The organism is Novosphingobium subterraneum, from assembly GCF_000807925.1.
Taxonomy (GTDB): Bacteria; Pseudomonadota; Alphaproteobacteria; order Sphingomonadales; family Sphingomonadaceae; genus Novosphingobium; species Novosphingobium subterraneum.
The window spans coordinates 156612-176116 of sequence record NZ_JRVC01000006.1 but is presented as its reverse complement, the minus strand read 5'-3'; the positions used below and the strand labels follow the sequence as shown (position 1 = coordinate 176116).

Below are 19505 nucleotides of genomic sequence, written 5' to 3'. Positions count from 1 at the left end.
CAAAGGCACGGTGAATTGGGGCGCGCCATGCTCCCGAATGCGGGGGAAGGCAAGCGCAAAGCACGTTCCTGGGCCGTACGCAGGCTTGCATTTGCCATCTCCGGCCCGCCGTGGCGAGCCGGGTTGGCGTGGCGGTCCTTACTTGGGCCTTACTTGGGTTCGACCCAGCCGATCGATCCGTCACCACGGCGATAGACCATGTTGTGCACCCCGGTGCCGGCGTTCTTGAACAGCAGGGCATTGGTGTTGCGCAAGTCGAGCATCATCACTGCGTCCGAGACGCTGGCGGTGGGCACGTCGACGCGGGTTTCGGCGATGACCAGCGGTGCGTCGGCCGGTTCTTCCTCGCCCACTTCGTCATGGGCGAAGACGGTGTAGGCGGCTTCCTGCAGTTCGAAGTTGGCCTCGTCTGCCTTGCGGGCGTGATCGGCGCCTTCATGGCGGTCCTTGATGCGGCGGCGATAACGGCGCAGCTGCTTCTCGATCTTCTCGGCCGACTGGTCGAGCGCAACGTGCGCGTCCTGCGCCACTGCGCTGCCCTTGAGGATCAGACCCTGGGTAACGTGGGTTACGATGTCACATCGAAAGCCCCCGTGCGGGGCCTTGCCCAAGGTCACGTTCGAGGAAAGCGCTCGGGAAAAGTGCTTGTCGACGATGGCGCCGAGGCGCTCCTCGGCATGGGTCTGCAGCGCAGCGCCGGTTTCGACCTGGTGTCCCGAAACGCGAATATCCATAAGTCACTTCTCCTGTCACTCGGGCGAGACGCCCGGTCTGACTGAACCCACGGGCAAGCCGGAAGGTTTCAGCGCGACCAGATCGGCTCGGCAAAGCCCGCCATGAATTCGGCATGACGGGCAAGCTCCTCTGCGCTCGCAGCGTGCGGGCGCGGGGAACGGAAGGTGCGGGTCAGGCTGGAGGTGACGGTGATCGACTCCTCCACCACGACGAGACCGGCTGCCCCTGCGGCAACTGCCGCCAGTTCAAGGCCGATCTGCCGCCCGCCCATCAGCTCGACATAGAGCTGGGCGAGCAGTTCCGCGTCAAGTAGCGCCCCGTGCTTGGTGCGGTGGCTGCGATCTATGCCGTAGCGCGTGCACAAGGCATCGAGGCTGAGCTTGGCACCGGGGTGCTTGCGCCGCGCGATCGCCACCGTATCGACCATGCGATCCCGGCTGACAGGTTGGCGCCCGCACATTTCCAGCTCGTTGTTGATGAAGCCGAAGTCGAATCCGGCGTTGTGCGCGACCATCGGCGAGTCGGCGATGAAGGCGAGAAACTCGTCTGCCAGTTCGGCAAACTTCGGCTTGTCGGAAAGGAATGTGATCGACAGGCCGTGGACAGCTTCAGCCTCGGCCGGCATGTCGCGCTCAGGATTGAAATAACAATGGAAAACCTGGCCCGTAGGCACCCGGTTGACCATTTCGACACAGCCGATCTCGACCAGCCGATCCCCGCTTTTCGGGTCCAGTCCGGTCGTCTCGGTATCGAAAACGATCTCACGCATTGAAGAATATGTGGACCCCTCGCCGCGGACTGGCAAGGGGGTGAGACGGTTACTGACGGGGGTTTTTTTCCCGGATGGCCGCAACCAGCGCGGCAACTTGGGCCTCCGTCTCGGCGAGGGTGACGCCGGTGTTGATCACGTGGGTCGCCCGGGCGCGCTTCTCGGCGTCAGGCACCTGCAGCGAAAGAATGTGGGCGAATTTCTCGGGCGTCATGCCGGGACGGGCGAGCACGCGCTGTCGCTGCACCTCGGCGGGGGCGGAGACGACCATGACCGCGTCGAGGTCAGCCCCATGGCCCTTTTCATAAAGCAGCGGAATGTCGAACACCACGAGCGGTTCGCCCATGTGCTCTACCATAAAGGCGTGGCGCATGCGGGCAACGGCAGGATGGACGATGGCTTCAAGACGCTTCAATGCTTCGGGATTGCCGAATACCCTTGCGCCCAATTCCTGCCGTTTGACGCCTTCGGGGCCGGTGGTGCCGGGGAAGGCTTCCTCGATGGCCGGGATCAGTTCGCCGCCCGGGCCTTGCAAGTGGTGCACGGCGGCATCGGCATCGAATACCGGCACGCCCAGTTCGCGCAGCATGAGCGCGACGGCAGACTTGCCCATGCCGATCGAGCCGGTGAGTCCGAGGATGTAGGGCCTGCTCATGCCAGAATTCTCGCACGCAGTTCGTTGTCTGCCTGCCCACGCGGCGGCACGGCGCCGAAGAAGCGGCGGAAGGCGTGGTCGGCCTGGCCGATCAGCATCGAGAGGCCATCGACCGTGCGGAATCCGGCGGCCTTGGCGGCTTTCAGGAATTCGGTTTCGAGCGGGCTGGTGACGATGTCGTAGAATACCGAGCCCGGCGGGGCGTGGGTCATGTCGAAGGCGAGCGGGGGTTGGCCACTCATCCCCAGCGACGAGGCGTTGACGACGAGATCGAAGCAGCCTTCGCGGTCGTCGAAAGCGAAATCGGTGGCGTCGGCAAAATGATCGAGCGGGGCAACGTGGTGCTCGCCCTGCGGATCGAGTTCGTCGAGCAGGGCACGGGCCTTTTCGACATTGCGGCCGGCCAGCACCACGACCATGTGCTCGTCCGCCAGCGCGGCGATGATGGCCCGCGCCGCTCCGCCGGTGCCGAGCACGCGGGCCATGCGGAAGTAGTGAGGTCTGCCGAGGTCTTCGCGCAGCGGTTCGAGGAAGCCGGGCGCGTCGGTATTGTAGCCGACCAGCGCGCCATCTTCGGGCACCACGGTGTTCACTGCGCCGATGCGCGCGGCCAAGGGGTCCAGCCGGTCGAGCAGCGGAATCACCGTCTGCTTGTGCGGCATGGTCACGTTGCAGCCGCGCCAGTCAGGATCGGCGCGACGCGCGGCAAGGTAGTCGGCGAGACCTTCAGGCTTCACATGCGCGCGATCATAGCGCCCTTCGAGGCCGAGCTTTTCCAGCCAGAAGCCGTGGATCACCGGGGATTTCGATTGTGCGATCGGATCGCCGATCACTTCGGAATAAGGCCCGGAAACTTTGTCAGGCTTCAAGACGGCAACTCACCCTGTTCACGCAACGCGCCCAGCAGCGCCAATAGCGGCATTCCGAGAACCGTGAAATGGCTGCCCTCGATTCTCTCGAACAGTTGCACGCCCAGTGCCTCGATGCGGAACACGCCGACACAGCCCGAAACCTCGGGCCACTCCCTGTCGAGATAGCTCTGGATAAATGCGGGAGAAAGCTCCCGGACCCGCAGGTTTGCGGTCTCGCAGGTTTTCCACACCACCTTGCCATCGCGCATCAGCACGGCAGCGGAATGGAGGTGCATGTCTTTGCCTGAGAAGAATTCGAGATGCTCGACAGCGTTCTCGCGGCTCGTCGGCTTGTCGAACTGACGGCCGCAGACTTCGACCATCGAGTCCCCGCCGAGCACCAGCCGTCCGGGCATGGCGAGGGACACGGCAAAAGCCTTGGCTTCGGCAAGAACGCTGGCAATCTGGCAGCCGGTGACGCCGATCAGCTCGCGCTTGATCGCGGCTTCGTCAACATCGGACGTGCGCGTCTCGAAGGGCACGCCCGCGGCTTCGAGCATCATCCGGCGCGAGAAGCTCTGGCTGGCCAAAATCAGCTTCTGGGGCACGAGTGTCATATCGGTTTTGCTCCGTCCCCGCTGCCGCCAGCAGCGCCACGTTCGTTATAGAGATTGATCACGGCCGCTGCTGTTTCCTCGATTGAACGCCGCGACACGTCGATCACCGGCCAGCCATTGTCGGCGAACATGCGGCGGGCGTACTGCACTTCGCGCGTCACCTGTTCGTTGTCGACATATGCGGTCTCGGGCGCCTGGTTCAAGGACAGGAGGCGGTTGCGACGCACCGCGATCAGGCGCTCCGGGCTGGTGGTGAGGCCCACGACCATTGGCCGACGCAGGGAAAACAGCATCGGCGGCGGCGGGCTTTCCACCACGATCGGAATGTTCGCCACCTTGTATCCACGATTGGCAAGGTAGATCGAGGTCGGCGTCTTCGAACTGCGCGAAACGCCGGCGAGCACGATGTCGGCCTCTTCCCAGTTTTCCCAGTTCACGCCGTCATCGTGGGCAATGGTGAACTGGATCGCATCGACGCGGGCGAAATAGGCCTCGTCCATCATGTGCTGGCGGCCGGGGCGACCCTTGGCCTGAACGCCGAGCTGCTGCTGCAGCGCATCCGTCACCGCATCGAGCGCGGGGACCATCGGCAGGCCCAGGGCAATGCAGCGCTGTTCCAGTCGCTCGCGCGTTTCGGCATTGACCAGCGTGAACAGGACAAGTCCCGGATTTGCGGCAATTTCGCCCATGATGCGATCGAGATGCTGCATCGAACGCACCATCGGCCAGAAATGCCGCACGACGTCTGCGCCATCGAACTGCGCGAGCGCCGCCTTGGCGATCATTTCCAGCGTTTCACCAGTGGAATCCGACAGGAGGTGCAGGTGCAGGCGCTGCATTGGCGGGCTTTCCGTGGACATCCGGGCAGGGCCGGGATGACCCTGTGGAAACAGCACCGATAAACCACGGGACAGAGTCAGGGACAAGTTTGACCGGCAGATTCACCCTCGATCCGAGTCCTGTTCAGGACCATTTGTGGACAAGTGGACAGTGTTTTCCCCAGCCTGTGGAGAGCGGTGAGAACTTCGCGTTGACTCATGTGCTGTCCAGAGTCGCGAACAGCAAAAAGTGTGGAAGCGGACTCACAAATCGGGCAGTGACACGCAATCCCCGGTTTCCACAGGGCCAACAAACACCTTCAACCTGATTCTAAGAATCTATTTTAGTGGATTGGATCGAAATGCCCGGCCCTCTTCTCAGGACTCTTCAGGGTGAGAATCTTTCTCGTCGGCCGATCTGGCTGATGCGCCAGGCGGGGCGCTACCTGCCCGAATACCGCGAGTTGCGCGCTGAAAAGGGCGGTTTCCTGGCGCTGGTCTATGACACTGACGCCGCGGCAGAAGTGACCGTGCAGCCGATCCGCCGCTTCGGTTTCGACGGTGCGATCCTGTTCTCGGACATCCTGATCGTGCCCTATGCGATGGGTCAGGATCTCAAGTTCCTCGTCGGCGAAGGCCCGGACCTGTCTCCGCGCCTGCTCGACGTTGCGCTGGAAAGCCTTGTCGCGGCGCCTGAGCGCCTTTCGCCGATCTACGAGACGGTGGCCAAGGTGAAGGCACAGATCGGCCCTGAGACGACGCTACTGGGCTTTGCCGGAAGCCCATGGACGGTTGCCACATACATGGTGGCAGGCGAAGGCAGCCGCGATCATCACGATACCCGTGCGCTGGCCTATCGCGATCCCGGCCAGTTCCAGGCGATCATCGATGCCATCACGCAGGTGACCATCGAATACCTTTCGGGACAGGTCGAGGCCGGTGCCGAAGGCCTGCAGCTGTTCGATTCATGGTCGGGCAGCCTTGCCCCTGCCGAATTCGAACGCTGGGTCATCGCGCCCAATGCCAGGATCGCGGCCGAAATGCAGCGCCGTTATCCGCCCGTGCCGGTGATCGGCTTCCCCAAGGGCGCAGGCGAGAAGCTGGCCGCCTATGCCCGCGAGACCGGCGTCAATGCCGTCGGCGTCGACGAGACGATTGACCCGCTGTGGGCCGCGCGCGAAATGCCTGCCGGGATGCCGGTGCAGGGCAACGTCGATCCGCTGCTGCTGTTGGCGGGTGGACCGGAGCTGGAAAAGCAGACGATCCGCGTCCTCGAAGCCTTCGCCGACCGTCCGCACGTGTTCAACCTGGGCCACGGCATCGGCCAGCACACTCCGATCGAAAACGTCGAGGCCCTGCTGAAGATCGTGCGGAGCTGGTCGCGCGACTGAACTTTTCGGGCACTTGCAAACCCCGGTTTCCGCGCCGAAATAGCCCTCAGCAGGGGCGCACTGGCAGGCGGAGCCGCAACAGATGCAGCAGGTATTGGCGATGCTCTATCTCTGGCTCAAGGCGGGCCATGTCATCTTCGTGATCTTCTGGATGGCCGGCCTGTTCATGCTGCCGCGCTTCTTCGTCTACCATCAGGAGGCGCCGGAAGGCTCGCCCGAGAATGCGGTCTGGGTGGACCGCGAGCGCAAGCTGATGAAGATCATCATGTGGCCGGCGCTGGTGGTGGTCTGGGTGCTCGGGCTGCTGCTGGCGGTGGACATCGGCGCGTTTGCGCAAGGGTGGTTCCACCTCAAGCTGGCCTTCGTCCTGGTGCTGACGGCCTATCACTTCTGGCTGGCCAGCTACGCGCAGTTGCTCGCCCAAGGGGTGCGGAAGCTTTCAGGCAAGAAGCTGCGCATGCTCAACGAGATCCCGGGCATCGCTGCCGCGGTGATCGTGATCATGGTGATCGTGAAGCCGTTCTGACTCTTCTCCCCTCCCTCAGGCGGGAGGGGTCAGAGCCCAGGTCAGCCGCGCAAGGTCCGCAGGCCATCGCGCATTGCGTTACGCACCAGGTGCATGGGCGAACGCGGCAGATGCTTCCATTGCGAGCCCCAGGCATTGGCCGGAGCATCTTGTGCCTGCGGGCGGGGGAAGGTTTCGCCGCGGCGGGGCAATCTGATCATTGTTGTTCCTCTCGAAAGACCGGTTTTCCGGTTTGATGCCGGGAGGATACCACCCCCGTGCCCCTATCCACAATTGACTATCGGCTGGCGCAGGCATATCTGCGGCGAACCGGAATGCAGATGTGCTGCCGATCGATGCAGCCGCCCTCTCGCTTTCTCCAAGCCCTTCAGAGGTTTCCGGCCATCTATCCAACCCTTTGGAAAAACACGAAATGCACCTGAAGGAACTCAAGCAGAAAACCCCCGCCGAGCTGGTCCAGATGGCCGAAGAGCTCGAGGTCGAAGGCGCCAGCACCATGCGCCGCCAGGACCTGATGTTCGCCATCCTCAAGGAAATGGCGGAAGACGGCGAGGAAATCCTCGGCATCGGCACGATCGAAGTCCTGCCGGACGGCTTCGGCTTCCTGCGCAGCCCCGAGGCCAACTACCTTGCCGGCCCTGACGATATCTATGTTTCGCCCAACCAGGTCCGCAAGTGGGGCCTGCGCACCGGCGATACCGTCGAAGGCGAAGTCCGCGCGCCCAAGGATGGTGAACGCTATTTCGCGATCACCCGCCTGATCAAGGTGAACTTCGACGAGCCGGAGGCCGTGCGCCACCGCGTCAACTTCGACAACCTCACCCCGCTCTACCCGAACGAGCGCCTCAAGCTCGACACGCTCGACCCGACGGTCAAGGACAAGTCGGCCCGCGTGATCGATCTGGTCAGCCCGCAGGGCAAGGGCCAGCGCGCGCTGATCGTCGCCCCGCCGCGCACCGGCAAGACCGTGCTGCTGCAGAACATGGCCAAGGCGATCACCGACAATCATCCGGAAGTCTTCCTGATCGTGCTGCTGGTCGACGAACGCCCGGAAGAAGTCACCGACATGCAGCGCAGCGTGAAGGGCGAGGTCATCTCCTCGACCTTCGACGAGCCCGCCACGCGCCACGTGCAGGTTGCCGAGATGGTCATCGAAAAGGCCAAGCGCCTGGTCGAGCACAAGCGTGACGTCGTCATCCTGCTCGATTCGATCACTCGCCTGGGCCGGGCCTACAACACCGTGGTGCCCTCCTCGGGCAAGGTGCTGACCGGCGGTGTCGACGCCAATGCCCTGCAGCGCCCCAAGCGCTTCTTCGGTGCTGCCCGCAACATCGAGGAAGGCGGCTCGCTGTCGATCATCGCCACCGCGCTGATCGACACCGGCAGCCGCATGGACGAAGTGATCTTCGAAGAATTCAAGGGCACCGGCAACTCGGAAATCGTGCTCGACCGCAAGGTTGCCGACAAGCGCATCTTCCCCGCGCTCGATGTGGGCAAGAGCGGCACCCGCAAGGAAGAGCTGCTTGTGCCGAAGGACCAGCTCTCGAAGATGTGGGTCCTGCGCCGCATCCTCATGCAGATGGGCACTGTCGATGCGATGGAGTTCCTGCTCGACAAGATGAAGGATTCGAAGACCAACGAAGACTTCTTCGCGACGATGAACCAGTAACTCTGGGGGAACCAGTAAGCTCGATGAGCGCACGAGAATCGAGGGCGGGGATAAATTCCCCGCCCTTTCTTGTTTATGGGCATCATGCCCGCCACATTCAGACACATGGCCCCGCGCATTCCTGCCCAGCCTCGGAAGAGCGCCCACACCGGCGCAAATGGTGGAGGCGTGGTCAAGGCGGTGCTTGGGCCGACCAACACCGGCAAGACCCACCTCGCGATCGAACGTCTCTGCGCGCACTCCTCGGGTGCGATCGGCTTTCCGCTGCGGCTGCTGGCGCGTGAGGTCTATGACCGTGTCTGCGCGATCAAGGGCGCGGACAACGTCGCGCTGATCACCGGCGAGGAGAAGATCGAGCCCAAGGGCGCGCGCTGGCATCTCTGCACGGTCGAGGCGATGCCTTCGCGCCCGGACCTTGCCTTCGTCGCGCTGGACGAGGCGCAACTCTCCGCCGATCCCGAACGCGGCCACGTCTTCACTGACCGTCTGCTGCACACGCGGGGGCGCGAGGAGACGATGCTGCTTGGCTCCTCGACATTGGAGCCAATGATCAAGGCGCTGGTGCCCGAGGCGGAAGTCGTCACCCGCCCGCGCTTTTCGACGCTCACCCATGTCGGTGCCAAGAAGCTTTCGCGCATTCCGCCGCGCAGCGCGATTGTCGCCTTCAGTGCCGAGCAGGTCTATGTCATGGCCGAGATGCTGCGGCGGTTCCGTGGGGGTGCGGCGGTGGTCATGGGTGCGCTCAGCCCGCAGACCCGCAATGCCCAGGTGGCGATGTACCAGGCGGGCGAGGTCGACTATCTCGTTGCCACCGATGCCGTGGGCATGGGGCTCAATCTCGATGTCCATCATGTCGCCTTCGCCGGTTTGTCCAAGTTCGACGGCCATCGCCAGCGCCGCCTGACGACAGTGGAAATGGCACAGATCGCCGGCCGCGCCGGGCGGCACCAGCGCGATGGCACTTTCGGCACGTTGGCAGGCGCGGGCGGCACCAATCCTGAATTCACCGACGAGGAAATCTACGCGATCGAGGAACACCGCTTCCCGCCCCTCACCCGCCTGTTCTGGCGCGAGGCGGAGCCACGTTTCGACAGCATTGCAACATTGATCGAGGACCTCGAAAGCCTTCCCCCTCGCCCCGAACTGGCGACACCTCCGCAGGCTATCGACCTTGCTGTGCTCAAACGCCTGGCCGAAGATGCGGATACGGCATCGAGCGTTCGTGGCAAGCGTGCGGTCGAACGGTTCTGGGACGTCTGCCGCCTGCCCGATTTCCGCTCGCAGGGGGAGGAAACGCACAGCCGCTTCGTCGCCCGCCTGTGGCAGGATCTGCGCCATGGCTATCTCGGCGCGGACTACGTGGCGCAGGCGATCGCCCAGCTCGACAATCCTTCGGGCGATATCGACACTCTGCAGGCTCGAATTTCCGCAATCCGTTCGTGGGCTTACATCGCGCAGCGGCCTGACTGGGTGCTTGCCAAGGACGAAATGTCCGCCCGCGCCCGCGCCGTAGAGGCGCGCCTTTCCGATGCGCTGCACGCGCGGCTGACCGAACGCTTCGTCAATCGCCGCACTGCCGTGCTGATGCGCAAGGCCGGGGCTGACGCATCGCTGCTGCCGGTGCGTCTGTCGGACGAGGGCGCGGTACTCGTGGATGACGAGCCGATCGGACATCTTGAGGGCTTCCGCTTCGTGGTCGATCCCCTCGCCCGTGCCGAGGATCGCCGACTGCTGCTGGCTGCCGCCGAGCGCCACTTGCCGGGCCTCCTGCACAATCGCGCCAAGGCGCTGGCCAAAGCCACGCGCGAATCCAGGGGCATCGAGTTCGAGGACACCGCGCTGGTCTGGCAGGACACGGTGGTCGCCAAGCTCGAGCGCGGGCGAACCATGCTGGCCCCTCGGCTCAAGCCCGACGTCGCGCTGGACAGGCTTGCTCCCACCGACAAGGCGGAAGTCGTCGCGGCGCTGGACGGCTGGTTGCAGACGCAGCACCAGCGTCATCTCAAACCCCTGCTTGCGCTCGACGAAGCCAGCCGCGATCCCGCTTCCGGGCCTGAACTGCGCGCGCTGCTGCTCCATCTCGTGGAAGCGGGCGGGGTGCTGGTGCGGGAAGGCTCGGGACTGGACCGGCTCGACGCAGCGCAGCGCCAGCGCCTGAAGAAGCTGGGCGTGCGCATTGGTGCGCTCGACCTGTTCCTGCCCAATGCCTTGCGCCCTGGTGCGATGCAGGCGTGGCACCGGCTGGCGCGCATCTGGGGCAGACCTGCGCCCCTGCCGCCCGAGACGATGCAGCCGGTTGTCCACGCGAAGATTGCACCTGCCGGATACCGCAGGCTCGGCAACGAAAGTCTTCGGGTCGATCTTGCCGAAAAGCTGCTCCAGGCGGCGCATGCAACCCGCATGGCCACGAAGGCAAGGCGCGTCTTCCTGGATCCCGCGATTGCCCGCTCGATGAGTCTTTCGACCGCCGCTTATGCCGCCTTGCTGCGTGCCGGAGGCTTTCGCGTGCACATGGGGCGCAGCCTGCCCGAAAAGGCATTCGGCCCCCCGCACCCGCCACTATGGGACTGGCGGCCTTCCCGTCGCGAACCTGCGACCGAGCCGGAAAGACCGAAGCCGCCACCCACAGGAGCATTTGCCGCGCTCGCCGAACTGGTGGCGCGATAGGAGAGGAGACAGCCTGCTTGCGGATCGACAAGTTCCTCTGGTTCACCCGTTTCGCCGGCAGCCGCGGCCTTGCCCAAGATTGGGTTTCCGCGGGCCACATCCGCCTCAACGGCCGCCGGATCGAGCGATGCAGCGCGGGCGTGAAGATGGGCGACGTGCTCGTCCTGCCGATGCGCAGCCGGGTGACCGTTATCGAGGTTCTGGCGATCCCCGGACGGCGCGGCCCGGCCAGCGAAGCACAATCCTGCTACCGTGTGCTCGAAATTCCTGACCAATCCTCGCCAGACGGGTTGCCGGTTTGATGGCCCCGCTTGACGCCACGGCATAAAGCCCTCTAGCACGGCCTCAAACGAAGACCTGAGGGATAAAATCGCCATGACCTACGTCGTCACCGACGCCTGTATCCGCTGCAAGTTCATGGATTGCGTCGAAGTGTGCCCCGTTGATTGCTTTTACGAGGGCGAGAACATGCTGGTGATCAACCCCAGCGAGTGCATCGACTGCGGCGTGTGCGAACCGGAATGCCCGGCCGAAGCGATTCTGCCCGATACCGAATCCGGGCTCGAGCAGTGGCTTGAACTGAACGCCAAGTATTCGGCAGAGTGGCCGAACATCACCGCCAAGAAGGACGCTCCGGCCGATGCCGACGAGCACAAGGGCGAAGAAGGCAAGTTCGACAAGTACTTCTCCGCCGAGCCCGGCGAAGGCGACTGATTTCAGCACGTTGCAAGGGCCGGTGGCTCCTGCCGCCCTTGCGCTTCCGACCCTCCGCCTGCGCAGCGTAAGGCGTTTGTTGTCTTCGCAACGGAGACAGCAAACGATTTCCGCTGCGCTGCAGTGCGTTCAGGGGTGGTAATTTTGTTGCCGAGATGTTATGTAGGCCGCCAAGCGCCGGTGGGTTCATGCCCGTCCGGCGTCTTTCACCACGAAAAACGGCAGGACAAGAACAGCAACCGGATCGCAAGCCTCGCATGACCGTCGATCCGGCGGGCTCATGTCCATTTCCCCCAATGGCTTCGCTGATCTCCGTTTGCCGGTCCTGCCCGCGTCGAAAGGATTACCAATGGCAGGTAAGGCTCTCGCCTTCGATGTTGGGGACTACGTCGTTTATCCGAAGCATGGTGTCGGCCGGGTGGTCGAACTTCAGGACGAAGAAATTGCCGGCATGAAGCTGCAGCTCTACGTGCTGCGCTTCGAAAAGGAACGCATGACTTTGCGCGTTCCTGTCAACAAGGTCGAAGCGATCGGAATGCGCAAGCTGTCGTCCGACAAGACGCTGCGCGAAGCGCTCGATACTCTCAAGGGCAAGCCCAAGGTCAAGCGCACCATGTGGTCGCGCCGCGCCCAGGAATACGAAGCGAAGATCAACTCCGGTGACCTCGTGTCGATCGCCGAAGTGACGCGCGACCTGTTCCGCGCCGACGATCAGCCGGAGCAGTCCTACTCGGAACGCCAGATCTTCGAAGCGGCTTCCTCGCGCCTCGCCCGCGAACTCGCGGCAATGGAAAAGACCGACGAGCCTGCTGCGCTCAAGAAGATCCTCGCGATCCTCAACGAACACGCGCCGAAGTACTACGAAACGGCCTGATCCGTTTCACGCACTTGCGCATGAAAAGAGGCCTCCGGGAAACCGGGGGCCTTTTTCGTTGCCGGTTTTGCGACCAACTTATGGCCCGGCTCCACCAACGACTTGGTCGAGATCGTATCACCGTGTTATATCGGCAATACAGTCAGAAATAGCGTCAGGAGTGACCAAGTCATGTTAAGGAATTTTGCTCGCGCGCTTGCTGGTGTTGCCGTCATGGGTCTGGCCACTTCGCTCGCTGGTTGTGACGGCGGCAATATCTCGTTCAATGGCAAGAAGGGCGTTCCGCTTGCCGATCTCGATCTAAGCGGTGCGGCGCCGACCGGCATTGCCCTGCTCGGTCCCGACAACGTGCGCATCACCCGGGGCGACAAGCTGGCGATCACGGTCGAGGGCGAAGGCGCCGACAAGCTGCGCTTTGCCCTGTCCGAAGGCCAGCTTGGCATCACGCGCGAGGATTGGAAGCTCGGCCAGTCAACCCGCGCGGCTACGGTCAACGTCACGCTTCCAGCGTTGAGCGAGGTCGTGCTGGCCGGATCCGGCAATCTTACCACAGACCAGCTCGGCGGCAGCGATGCCAAGATCACCGTCGCCGGGTCAGGCGTGGTCGAGGCGCGCGCGATCGACGCGCAGAAGCTCGGCATCGACGTGGTCGGTTCGGGCAAGCTGCGCGCGGCGGGCAAGGCCAGGGAATTGAAGATGACTGTCGCCGGCAGCGGCGATGCCGAAATGGACGGGCTGACGGTCGACGATGTCAAGGTCGACGTTGCCGGTTCGGGCAATGCCCGCTTTGCCTCCATCGGACACGTCAACGCCAACATCATGGGTTCGGGCGAAGTGCGTGTTTTCGGCCGCGCTACCTGCAAGGTCAGCGCCATGGGCTCGGGCAAGCTGGTCTGCGAGAATGGCGTCACGCCGAACAGCGATAAGGATACGGCAGGCGCGGCTGACGCCAGCGAAGATGCCGACGGCCAGTGACCTGCAGTGCAACCTGCACCGGATTGACTCCGCGAGGACCAAACTGGTGCAGGTCCTGCTTGCCAAGTGGCTAGGATAGTGGGATTTTTCCCTTGAGGGAGAAGTTCATGCGCCGTCGCCTGACAGGGCTTTCCATTCTGGCGTTCGCGCTTTCCGGCTGCGTCGCCAAAAGCGCGTTCGACTTGGCGACAGCGCCGGTGCGGGTGGGCGCGAAGGCCGTCAACACGACGGCTGGCGTCTACGATCGCATCACGGTCAGCGATTCCGAGCGGGACCAGAAGCGCGGCCGCGAAATCCGCCGCCGTGAAGAGCGCTATGGCAAGCTTGCGCGGCAATACGAAGAGGCGCGCCGCGATTGCAGCCGTGGTGATGATGAGGCCTGCAGTGACGCCCGCAGCATCTATGCCGAGATGGACGCGATGCGGGCCAGCGTGCCCTATGAGGCACGCGACTAAAGCGCTCTAGGCCGCAGCACGGCGCAGGCGGTCGTTGATCGCCACGCCGATGCCTTCGTCGGGGATCGGTGCCACGGCGATAAGCGGTTGCGGCGCCGTCGAGCCTTGATGCAGGCAGGCGTAGAGCCGCGCAGCCGCCTCCGCCAGATCGCCAGCTGCCGACAGCGTCACGTCTCCCGCGATATCGCCGAAGCCGATCATGAACTCCCCTGCCCGCGGCTCCACCGCGTTCAGCCGCACGGGCTTGCCCGGGGCGTAGTGGCTCGCCAGCTGCCCCGGAGCCTCGATCTTTGCTGACGTCATGGCGGCGCTCTGTCCGCCCAGAACCCCGGCAATTTCGGCTTCGGTGATCGGGCCCGGACGCAGGACGGTCCATGACCCATCCGCGCGCAGGCCGACGATCGTGGATTCGATTCCCTGCCGCGTCTCGCCGCCATCGAGAATCAGGTCGACGCGGTCACCCAGAGATGCCCCGACATGGGCTGCGCTGGTCGGGCTCACCGCGCCCGAGCGATTCGCCGATGGTGCGGCGAGTGGCAATCCACAGGTTTTCAACAGGGCCTGCATTACCGGATGTGCCGGACAACGCAGGGCCACGGTGGGCAATCCGGCGCTGACGGCGGGCGCCAATCGTGCACCCTCGCGCAAGGGCAGGACAATGGTCAGCGCACCGGGCCAGAAGGCCTTCGCCAGGCTCGTCGCGCGCCTGTCAAACAGAGCAAGAGCTTCGGCGGCCGTAACGTCGGGCACGTGCACGATCAGCGGGTTGAAATCGGGCCGGCCCTTGGCGCGGTAGATCCCGGCCACCGCCGCATCGTCGTCGGCGCGGGCGGCCAAGCCATAGACCGTCTCGGTCGGCACGGCGACCGTCCCGCCGCGCGTGATGACCTGCGCGGCGAGCTCGAGTCCTCGGGCGTCGGACAGATGCACTTTGGAAGGCTTTGTCGGCTCCATCAGGCTCGCTATAGGGAGACCCAGGCTCCGCGCCAAGCGCACATGCCCTGCGCCTGAAATTGCGCGAGACAGGAGAGGACGATGACTTTCACGCCGCCCACCGCCGACCAGCTTCTCGCCATCCGCGTGAGCGCCGGGATCGACGAACTGGCCCAGAGCGAACGTTTTGCCGCTGCCACGCCCGATCTGGTCGAGGCGATCGTCGAAGGCATTGGCGCATTCGCTGCGGGCGAATGGGCGCCGCTGCACCGCGCGGGCGACCAGATCGGCGCGAAGTGGCGCGATGGCGAGGTGACACTGCCCCCCGGCTATGTCGACGCTTACAAGGCCTTCGTCGAGCAGGGCTGGAACTCGATCGCGGGGTCCACGGAATTTGGCGGTCAGGGACTGCCGTTCACGCTGGCCACTGCCACTCTCGAAACGCTGGGCGCGGCCAACATGGGCTTCACCCTGCTACCGATGCTCACTGTTGGCGCGATCGAGGCGCTGGAGCATCACGGCAGCGACGCGCAAAAGGCCATGTACCTGCCCAAGCTGATCAGCGGCGAGTGGTCGGGCACGATGAACCTGACCGAGCCGCAGGCCGGCTCCGATGTTGGAGCGCTGCGCACCACCGCCACGCCGATCACCGAAGGGCCTCACGCCGGCAAGTGGCGCATCGCCGGGACCAAGATCTACATCACGTTCGGCGAGCATGACGCGGCTGATAACGTGGTCCACCTCGTTCTTGCCCGCACGCCGGGTGCGCCGGAAGGTTCGCGCGGTATCTCGCTGTTTATCGTGCCGAAGTTTCACGTGGAACAGGACGGATCGCTTGGCGCACGCAACGATGTGCGCTGCGTCTCGATCGAGCACAAGCTTGGCATCCATGCCTCGCCCACCTGCGTCATGAGCTATGGCGACGATGGCGAATGCATCGGCGAGATGGTCGGCCACGAGAACGGCGGCTTGCGGGCCATGTTCACGATGATGAACTCGGCCCGCATCAATGTCGGCAGCCAGGGCGTGCAGATCGCCGAGCGCGCCTTCCAGCAGGCGCGGGCCTATGCGCGTGACCGTGTGCAGTCGGCCCGCGCCGGTTCGGCCGACAAGGCCCCCGTCGCGATCATCGAACATCCCGACGTGCGCCGCATGCTGATGCGCATGCGGGCGCTGACCGAAGGCAGCCGCGCCCTGCTCTACTACACCGCAGGCCAGGTCGATCGCGGTGCGCTCGGCAACGAAGCGGCGCAGAAGCGCGCGGAACTGCTCGTGCCGATGCTCAAGGCGTGGGGCACCGACATCGGCTGCGAAGTCGCCAGCCTCGGCATTCAGGTCCACGGCGGCATGGGCTTTATCGAGGAGACCGGCGCGGCCCAGCACCTGCGCGATTCACGGATTGCTCCGATCTACGAGGGCACCAACGGCATCCAGGCGGCGGATCTCGTCACGCGCAAGCTCGGATACGAAAACGGCGGCGTGCTGCAGGCCCTGATGGCCGAGATCGCGTCGGAAATGGAAGACGTCCCCGAAGTCGCCGCGCTCGCCAGGGACGCGGCGGCCATTGGCCAATGGATGAGCACTACTGCCTCGCTGGACGACAAGCTGGCGGGCTCGGTGCCCTTCACCACGATGTGCGCCGTCGCTGTCGCCGGTTGGCAGCTGGCACGCCAGTCGCGCGCGTCCGACCTGCACGGCAAGATCGCGGTCACCAAGTTCTTCAACCGCGTGATCGTACCCGAAGCGCGAGGCCTCGGCTCCTCCGCCATGGCGGGCGCAGCGCTGCTCTACGATCTCGACAGCGAGGCGCTTGCGGGATAACCGCCGGCCCGATAATCGGCTGGGCATGACCGCAGCCCTGCTCACCCGCATAGCCGAGGCGCTGGAGCGCCTTGCCCCGCCGCGCGAGGCCAGCGCCGATTGGCTGGCCTTCCCCGCCTATGTCTGGGACGGCAAGGCGGCGCGGGGGATCGATCCGCTGGAAGCGCCCGCGCTCGACCTGATGCAGGGAATCGACAAGCAGAAGGCGGCAGTGGTCGAAAACGTCGCACGGCTTTCGCGCGGCGCTGCATCGCACGACATGTTGCTGTGGGGCGCGCGCGGCATGGGCAAATCGGCCCTGCTGCGGGCGGCGACGCTGGCAGCGCAGACCGCTCTGCCCGGATCCATCGCGCTGGTGCAGGCGAGCCCGGACGCTGGCCTCGCCGATCTCTTCGCGATCCTGCGCAAGGTCGATCGCCGCTTCCTAGTCTTCCTGGACGATCTCGGATTTGACGCCTCCGACAGCGATGGTGCGCGCAAGTTGCGTTCGTGGCTGGAGGGTGGCGTGGAGGCACGCCCGGCCAACGTGCGCCTGGCAGTAACGTCGAACCGCCGCGCGATTGTGGAGCGCCATCTTTCCGAGCAGGACGATCCGATCAACCCGCGCGACGTTGTGGATGACCGGCTGGCTCTTGCCGACCGCTTCGGCCTCAGCCTCGGCTTCCACAACTGCACGCAGGACGATTACCTCGCCATCATCGCCGGCTACGCGGCGCACTTCGGCCTGGCTTACGAGGAAGGCGACGCGCTGGAATGGTCAAAGCGCCGGGGTGGCCGCTCCGGCCGCGTGGCGTGGCAGTACGTCAACGAGCTGGCGGGACGGGCTGGTCGGTCGCTCTGACGAGCCCACCCCGCCGCGACTGACTTCACTGCGTTCAGAAAGTCTCGCGGCCCTTCCGCAGGCAGGAGGGGGCGGGGTGGGCAAAAGCGCTTACTGCTGAGGTTTCATCAGGTCCGAATCAGCGTTGGGTTTCATGATGAACTTGCCGGTGCCCTTGGGCTGCGGCGGTGCCGTACGCGTCGGGAGCGGCGTTATGGCGGCAGCTGGCTTCGCCCCCGGAGCCGAGACTCGCCAGATCACGCCACCGGTATCGTCGCTGACCAGCAGCGCGCCGTCCTTCGCAAAGGCAACCCAAGTCGGACGGCCACGCGCCTTGTCGTCATCGGTCAGGAACCCGGTCAGCACCGGCACCGGCGGATTGGGCAGGACGTTGCCGCGCGTGTCGAACTTCACGAAGACAACATCGTAGCCCGAAAGCGGACGGCGGTTCCATGACCCGTGGCGCGCAACGAACGCACCCTGCTGGAACTTGTCGCCCATCAGGTTGCCACCCTTCGCAAAGGCAAGCCCCAGCGGAGCAGTGTGTGCGCCAAGGCCGTATTCAGGCTTGCGCACGTAATCGAGCATGTATTCCGGCATCGGCGCGGTTACGCGCTGGTCGATGTTGTTCTTCCAGTAGACCCACGGCCAGCCATAGTTCGCGCCAAACGGTACGTTGGTGAGATAATCGGGCACGAGGTCCGACCCGAGCATGTCGCGCTCGTTGACCACGGTCCACAGCTCTTCACTGTAGGGATTGAAGTCCAGACCATTGGGGTTGCGCAGCCCGCCTGCGTACTCGAACGACTTCTTCTTGGCGAAATCGTACTGGTGGATCGAAGCACGGCGATATTCGGTATCGATGCCCTCTTCGGCAATGTTCGAGGCCGAGCCGACCGTGACGAACAGCTTGGAACCGTCCGGCGCAAGCAGGAGGTTGCGGGCCCAGTGGTTGCCGCCGCCCGGCAGGTCCATCAGCTTCTCGGGGCTGCCCGTCAGCGCGGTCTGCCCCAGCTCATACGGGAACGAGAGCACTGCGTTGTGGTTTGCCACCAGCAGGCGACCGTCGCGGAAGGCCATGCCAAATGGCGAATCCAGCGCCGGGTTCTCCATCACGAAGCGCTGCTCGGCCTTGCCGTCGCCATCGCCATCGCGCAGCAGCACGATCTTGTTGGGCGAAGGGCCGCCAGCGCCAACCTTCTTGAACAGATACCCCATCACGACTCCGGTGATGCCTTCGACCTTGCGCGGCGGCGAATTGGTCTCGGCAACCAGCACGTCCCCGTTGGGCAGGGTCACCACGGTGCGCGGGTGATCGAGCTTGTCGGCAAAGCGGGTGACCTGCAGACCCTGCGCCGCGACCGGAGCCTCGCCGTCCTTCCAGCCAATCGGATCGGCCGTCTTGATCGTCGGGATTGTCTGGCCGTCGGGTCGCGCCAGCTTGGGTTTCGGTCCCGAGGTTTCGTTGAGCGTGTACTCGGCCGGGGACCCGTGAATTGACCAGGCAACCCAGGCGGCGATGATGGCGACGATCACGAGCAGCGCGATCAGCAGTTTCTTGAGGAGCGTCATGGCCCGGAATCTAGGCCTGACCGTGTCTCAGGGCAATGGCACACCTGTGCGAAGTTGCGCGGCGCGACTTTTCGGACCGGTTACGCTAGATACCTTGCCATGTTCACATTCGCACCCACCGACGGCCAGAGCCGCGCCGAACTCCACATCGATCTTCTCGAAGCCGCCAAGGCCCTCACTGAAGGCGAGCCCGACGGTATCGCCAACATGGCCAATCTGGCGGCGCTGATCTGGCAATACCTGCCGGATCTGAACTGGGCAGGCTTCTACCGCATGGTCGGCGGGGAGCTTGTGCTTGGCCCCTTCATCGGCAAGCCCGCCTGCATCCGCATCGCGCTCGGCTCGGGCGTTTGCGGCACGGCGGCAGCAACCGCGACGACCCAGCTCGTGCCGGATGTGCACGCCTTTCCGGGCCACATTGCCTGCGATGCGGCGAGCCGCTCTGAACTGGTCGTGCCGGTGATTCGCGATGGCGCCGTGATTGCAGTGATCGATCTCGACAGCCCCTCGCCCGACCGTTTCGACGAGGACGACGCGCGCGGGATCGAGGCGCTTGCCACAGCAATCGCGACTCGCATCTGATCCTGGCATCTGATTCCTGCCCCGATTCGGGACAGGCGACACTCTCGCGCGTCGGAAACCT

The 19505-nt window shown here is 64.4% G+C and carries 21 protein-coding genes; 12 read left to right on the top strand and 9 right to left on the bottom strand.

Annotated elements, in window-relative coordinates; genetic code table 11:
* Positions 1 to 149 precede the first annotated feature (149 nt).
* The 6 genes from hpf to NJ75_RS07975 form a co-directional block, all read right to left on the bottom strand.
* Positions 150 to 734, bottom strand: a complete 585-nt coding sequence (gene hpf / locus NJ75_RS08000) for a ribosome hibernation-promoting factor, HPF/YfiA family (RefSeq protein WP_039333220.1) — start codon at positions 732 to 734, stop codon at positions 150 to 152.
* A 68-nt stretch (positions 735 to 802) separates the two neighbouring features.
* Positions 803 to 1504, bottom strand: a complete 702-nt coding sequence (gene dnaQ, locus NJ75_RS07995; protein WP_039333217.1) for a DNA polymerase III subunit epsilon — start codon at positions 1502 to 1504, stop codon at positions 803 to 805.
* A 49-nt stretch (positions 1505 to 1553) separates the two neighbouring features.
* Positions 1554 to 2159, bottom strand: coding sequence for a dephospho-CoA kinase (gene coaE / locus NJ75_RS07990; RefSeq protein WP_039333216.1), 606 nt, complete (start codon positions 2157 to 2159; stop codon positions 1554 to 1556).
* Positions 2156 to 3028, bottom strand: a complete 873-nt coding sequence (gene aroE / locus NJ75_RS07985; protein WP_039333215.1) for a shikimate dehydrogenase — start codon at positions 3026 to 3028, stop codon at positions 2156 to 2158. Before aroE ends, coaE begins: the two co-directional genes overlap by 4 nt.
* Positions 3025 to 3627, bottom strand: a complete 603-nt coding sequence (locus tag NJ75_RS07980) for a Maf family protein (RefSeq protein ID WP_039333214.1) — start codon at positions 3625 to 3627, stop codon at positions 3025 to 3027. Before NJ75_RS07980 ends, aroE begins: the two co-directional genes overlap by 4 nt.
* Positions 3624 to 4466, bottom strand: coding sequence for a pyruvate, water dikinase regulatory protein (locus tag NJ75_RS07975; protein ID WP_039333360.1), 843 nt, complete (start codon positions 4464 to 4466; stop codon positions 3624 to 3626). The genes NJ75_RS07980 and NJ75_RS07975 overlap by 4 nt, the downstream gene beginning before the upstream one ends.
* 341 nt (positions 4467 to 4807) lie before the next feature.
* On the opposite strand from NJ75_RS07975, the gene hemE reads away from it, so the two are divergent.
* Positions 4808 to 5836 carry a uroporphyrinogen decarboxylase gene (gene hemE / locus NJ75_RS07970; protein ID WP_039333358.1) on the top strand — a complete coding sequence of 343 codons (1029 nt, stop codon included), beginning with the start codon at positions 4808 to 4810 and terminating at the stop codon, positions 5834 to 5836.
* 82 nt (positions 5837 to 5918) lie between these two features.
* On the top strand, positions 5919 to 6362 hold the full coding sequence (locus NJ75_RS07965; protein WP_039333213.1) for a CopD family protein: 444 nt from the start codon (positions 5919 to 5921) through the stop codon (positions 6360 to 6362).
* 41 nt (positions 6363 to 6403) lie between these two features.
* On the opposite strand, the gene NJ75_RS24300 is transcribed toward NJ75_RS07965, so the two are convergent.
* Positions 6404 to 6562, bottom strand: a complete 159-nt coding sequence (locus tag NJ75_RS24300; protein ID WP_156135736.1) for a hypothetical protein — start codon at positions 6560 to 6562, stop codon at positions 6404 to 6406.
* Between the two features lie 212 nt (positions 6563 to 6774).
* Here NJ75_RS24300 and rho point away from each other — a divergent pair, with 212 nt between their 5' ends.
* From rho to NJ75_RS07930, 7 genes are all read left to right on the top strand, one after another.
* Positions 6775 to 8031 carry a transcription termination factor Rho gene (rho, locus tag NJ75_RS07960; protein WP_039333211.1) on the top strand — a complete coding sequence of 419 codons (1257 nt, stop codon included), beginning with the start codon at positions 6775 to 6777 and terminating at the stop codon, positions 8029 to 8031.
* A gap of 105 nt (positions 8032 to 8136) precedes the next feature.
* Positions 8137 to 10698 (top strand): helicase-related protein, encoded by a 2562-nt coding sequence (locus tag NJ75_RS07955; RefSeq protein WP_052242207.1) that lies wholly within the window; start codon positions 8137 to 8139, stop codon positions 10696 to 10698.
* Between the two features lie 17 nt (positions 10699 to 10715).
* Positions 10716 to 11000 (top strand): RNA-binding S4 domain-containing protein, encoded by a 285-nt coding sequence (locus tag NJ75_RS07950; RefSeq protein ID WP_230487733.1) that lies wholly within the window; start codon positions 10716 to 10718, stop codon positions 10998 to 11000.
* A gap of 73 nt (positions 11001 to 11073) precedes the next feature.
* The gene (gene fdxA / locus NJ75_RS07945; RefSeq protein ID WP_011443786.1) at positions 11074 to 11412 is read left to right on the top strand and encodes a ferredoxin FdxA; all 339 of its coding nucleotides are present in this window, start codon (positions 11074 to 11076) and stop codon (positions 11410 to 11412) included.
* 349 nt (positions 11413 to 11761) lie between these two features.
* Positions 11762 to 12286: a CarD family transcriptional regulator gene (locus NJ75_RS07940; protein ID WP_011443787.1), complete on the top strand. Its 525-nt coding sequence runs from the start codon at positions 11762 to 11764 to the stop codon at positions 12284 to 12286.
* Between the two features lie 171 nt (positions 12287 to 12457).
* Positions 12458 to 13261 (top strand): head GIN domain-containing protein, encoded by an 804-nt coding sequence (locus tag NJ75_RS07935; protein WP_039333201.1) that lies wholly within the window; start codon positions 12458 to 12460, stop codon positions 13259 to 13261.
* A 107-nt stretch (positions 13262 to 13368) separates the two neighbouring features.
* A complete protein-coding gene (locus NJ75_RS07930) occupies positions 13369 to 13716 on the top strand; it encodes a hypothetical protein (protein WP_039333198.1) in 348 nt (115 codons plus the stop codon).
* A gap of 6 nt (positions 13717 to 13722) precedes the next feature.
* On the opposite strand, the gene NJ75_RS07925 is transcribed toward NJ75_RS07930, so the two are convergent.
* A complete protein-coding gene (locus NJ75_RS07925; protein WP_039333195.1) occupies positions 13723 to 14670 on the bottom strand; it encodes an L-threonylcarbamoyladenylate synthase in 948 nt (315 codons plus the stop codon).
* An 81-nt stretch (positions 14671 to 14751) separates the two neighbouring features.
* Between NJ75_RS07925 and NJ75_RS07920 the strand changes: the two genes are divergently transcribed.
* Together NJ75_RS07920 and NJ75_RS07915 are read left to right on the top strand one after the other, a co-directional pair.
* Positions 14752 to 16470, top strand: coding sequence for an acyl-CoA dehydrogenase (locus tag NJ75_RS07920; protein WP_039333192.1), 1719 nt, complete (start codon positions 14752 to 14754; stop codon positions 16468 to 16470).
* 25 nt (positions 16471 to 16495) lie between these two features.
* Positions 16496 to 17311 (top strand): DUF815 domain-containing protein, encoded by an 816-nt coding sequence (locus tag NJ75_RS07915; protein ID WP_039333191.1) that lies wholly within the window; start codon positions 16496 to 16498, stop codon positions 17309 to 17311.
* 90 nt (positions 17312 to 17401) lie between these two features.
* On the opposite strand, the gene NJ75_RS07910 is transcribed toward NJ75_RS07915, so the two are convergent.
* The gene (locus tag NJ75_RS07910) at positions 17402 to 18862 is read right to left on the bottom strand and encodes a PQQ-dependent sugar dehydrogenase (protein ID WP_039333189.1); all 1461 of its coding nucleotides are present in this window, start codon (positions 18860 to 18862) and stop codon (positions 17402 to 17404) included.
* 99 nt (positions 18863 to 18961) lie between these two features.
* On the opposite strand from NJ75_RS07910, the gene NJ75_RS07905 reads away from it, so the two are divergent.
* Complete coding sequence (locus tag NJ75_RS07905) at positions 18962 to 19444, top strand: GAF domain-containing protein (protein ID WP_039333187.1); 483 nt, start codon at positions 18962 to 18964, stop codon at positions 19442 to 19444.
* Positions 19445 to 19505 lie beyond the last annotated feature (61 nt).

Bases quoted from the DNA above. Each gene is read 5' to 3' on its own strand.
- hpf (WP_039333220.1), bottom strand. From the start codon at position 734: ATGGATATTCGCGTTTCGGGACACCAGGTCGAAACCGGCGCTGCGCTG.
- dnaQ (WP_039333217.1), bottom strand. From the start codon at position 1,504: ATGCGTGAGATCGTTTTCGATACCGAGACGACCGGACTGGACCCGAAA.
- coaE (WP_039333216.1), bottom strand. From the start codon at position 2,159: ATGAGCAGGCCCTACATCCTCGGACTCACCGGCTCGATCGGCATGGGC.
- NJ75_RS07980 (WP_039333214.1), bottom strand. From the start codon at position 3,627: ATGACACTCGTGCCCCAGAAGCTGATTTTGGCCAGCCAGAGCTTCTCG.
- NJ75_RS07975 (WP_039333360.1), bottom strand. From the start codon at position 4,466: ATGCAGCGCCTGCACCTGCACCTCCTGTCGGATTCCACTGGTGAAACG.
- hemE (WP_039333358.1), top strand. From the start codon at position 4,808: ATGCCCGGCCCTCTTCTCAGGACTCTTCAGGGTGAGAATCTTTCTCGT.
- NJ75_RS07965 (WP_039333213.1), top strand. From the start codon at position 5,919: ATGCAGCAGGTATTGGCGATGCTCTATCTCTGGCTCAAGGCGGGCCAT.
- NJ75_RS24300 (WP_156135736.1), bottom strand. From the start codon at position 6,562: ATGATCAGATTGCCCCGCCGCGGCGAAACCTTCCCCCGCCCGCAGGCA.
- rho (WP_039333211.1), top strand. From the start codon at position 6,775: ATGCACCTGAAGGAACTCAAGCAGAAAACCCCCGCCGAGCTGGTCCAG.
- NJ75_RS07955 (WP_052242207.1), top strand. From the start codon at position 8,137: ATGGCCCCGCGCATTCCTGCCCAGCCTCGGAAGAGCGCCCACACCGGC.
- fdxA (WP_011443786.1), top strand. From the start codon at position 11,074: ATGACCTACGTCGTCACCGACGCCTGTATCCGCTGCAAGTTCATGGAT.
- NJ75_RS07940 (WP_011443787.1), top strand. From the start codon at position 11,762: ATGGCAGGTAAGGCTCTCGCCTTCGATGTTGGGGACTACGTCGTTTAT.
- NJ75_RS07935 (WP_039333201.1), top strand. From the start codon at position 12,458: ATGTTAAGGAATTTTGCTCGCGCGCTTGCTGGTGTTGCCGTCATGGGT.
- NJ75_RS07930 (WP_039333198.1), top strand. From the start codon at position 13,369: ATGCGCCGTCGCCTGACAGGGCTTTCCATTCTGGCGTTCGCGCTTTCC.
- NJ75_RS07925 (WP_039333195.1), bottom strand. From the start codon at position 14,670: ATGGAGCCGACAAAGCCTTCCAAAGTGCATCTGTCCGACGCCCGAGGA.
- NJ75_RS07920 (WP_039333192.1), top strand. From the start codon at position 14,752: ATGACTTTCACGCCGCCCACCGCCGACCAGCTTCTCGCCATCCGCGTG.
- NJ75_RS07915 (WP_039333191.1), top strand. From the start codon at position 16,496: ATGACCGCAGCCCTGCTCACCCGCATAGCCGAGGCGCTGGAGCGCCTT.
- NJ75_RS07910 (WP_039333189.1), bottom strand. From the start codon at position 18,862: ATGACGCTCCTCAAGAAACTGCTGATCGCGCTGCTCGTGATCGTCGCC.
- NJ75_RS07905 (WP_039333187.1), top strand. From the start codon at position 18,962: ATGTTCACATTCGCACCCACCGACGGCCAGAGCCGCGCCGAACTCCAC.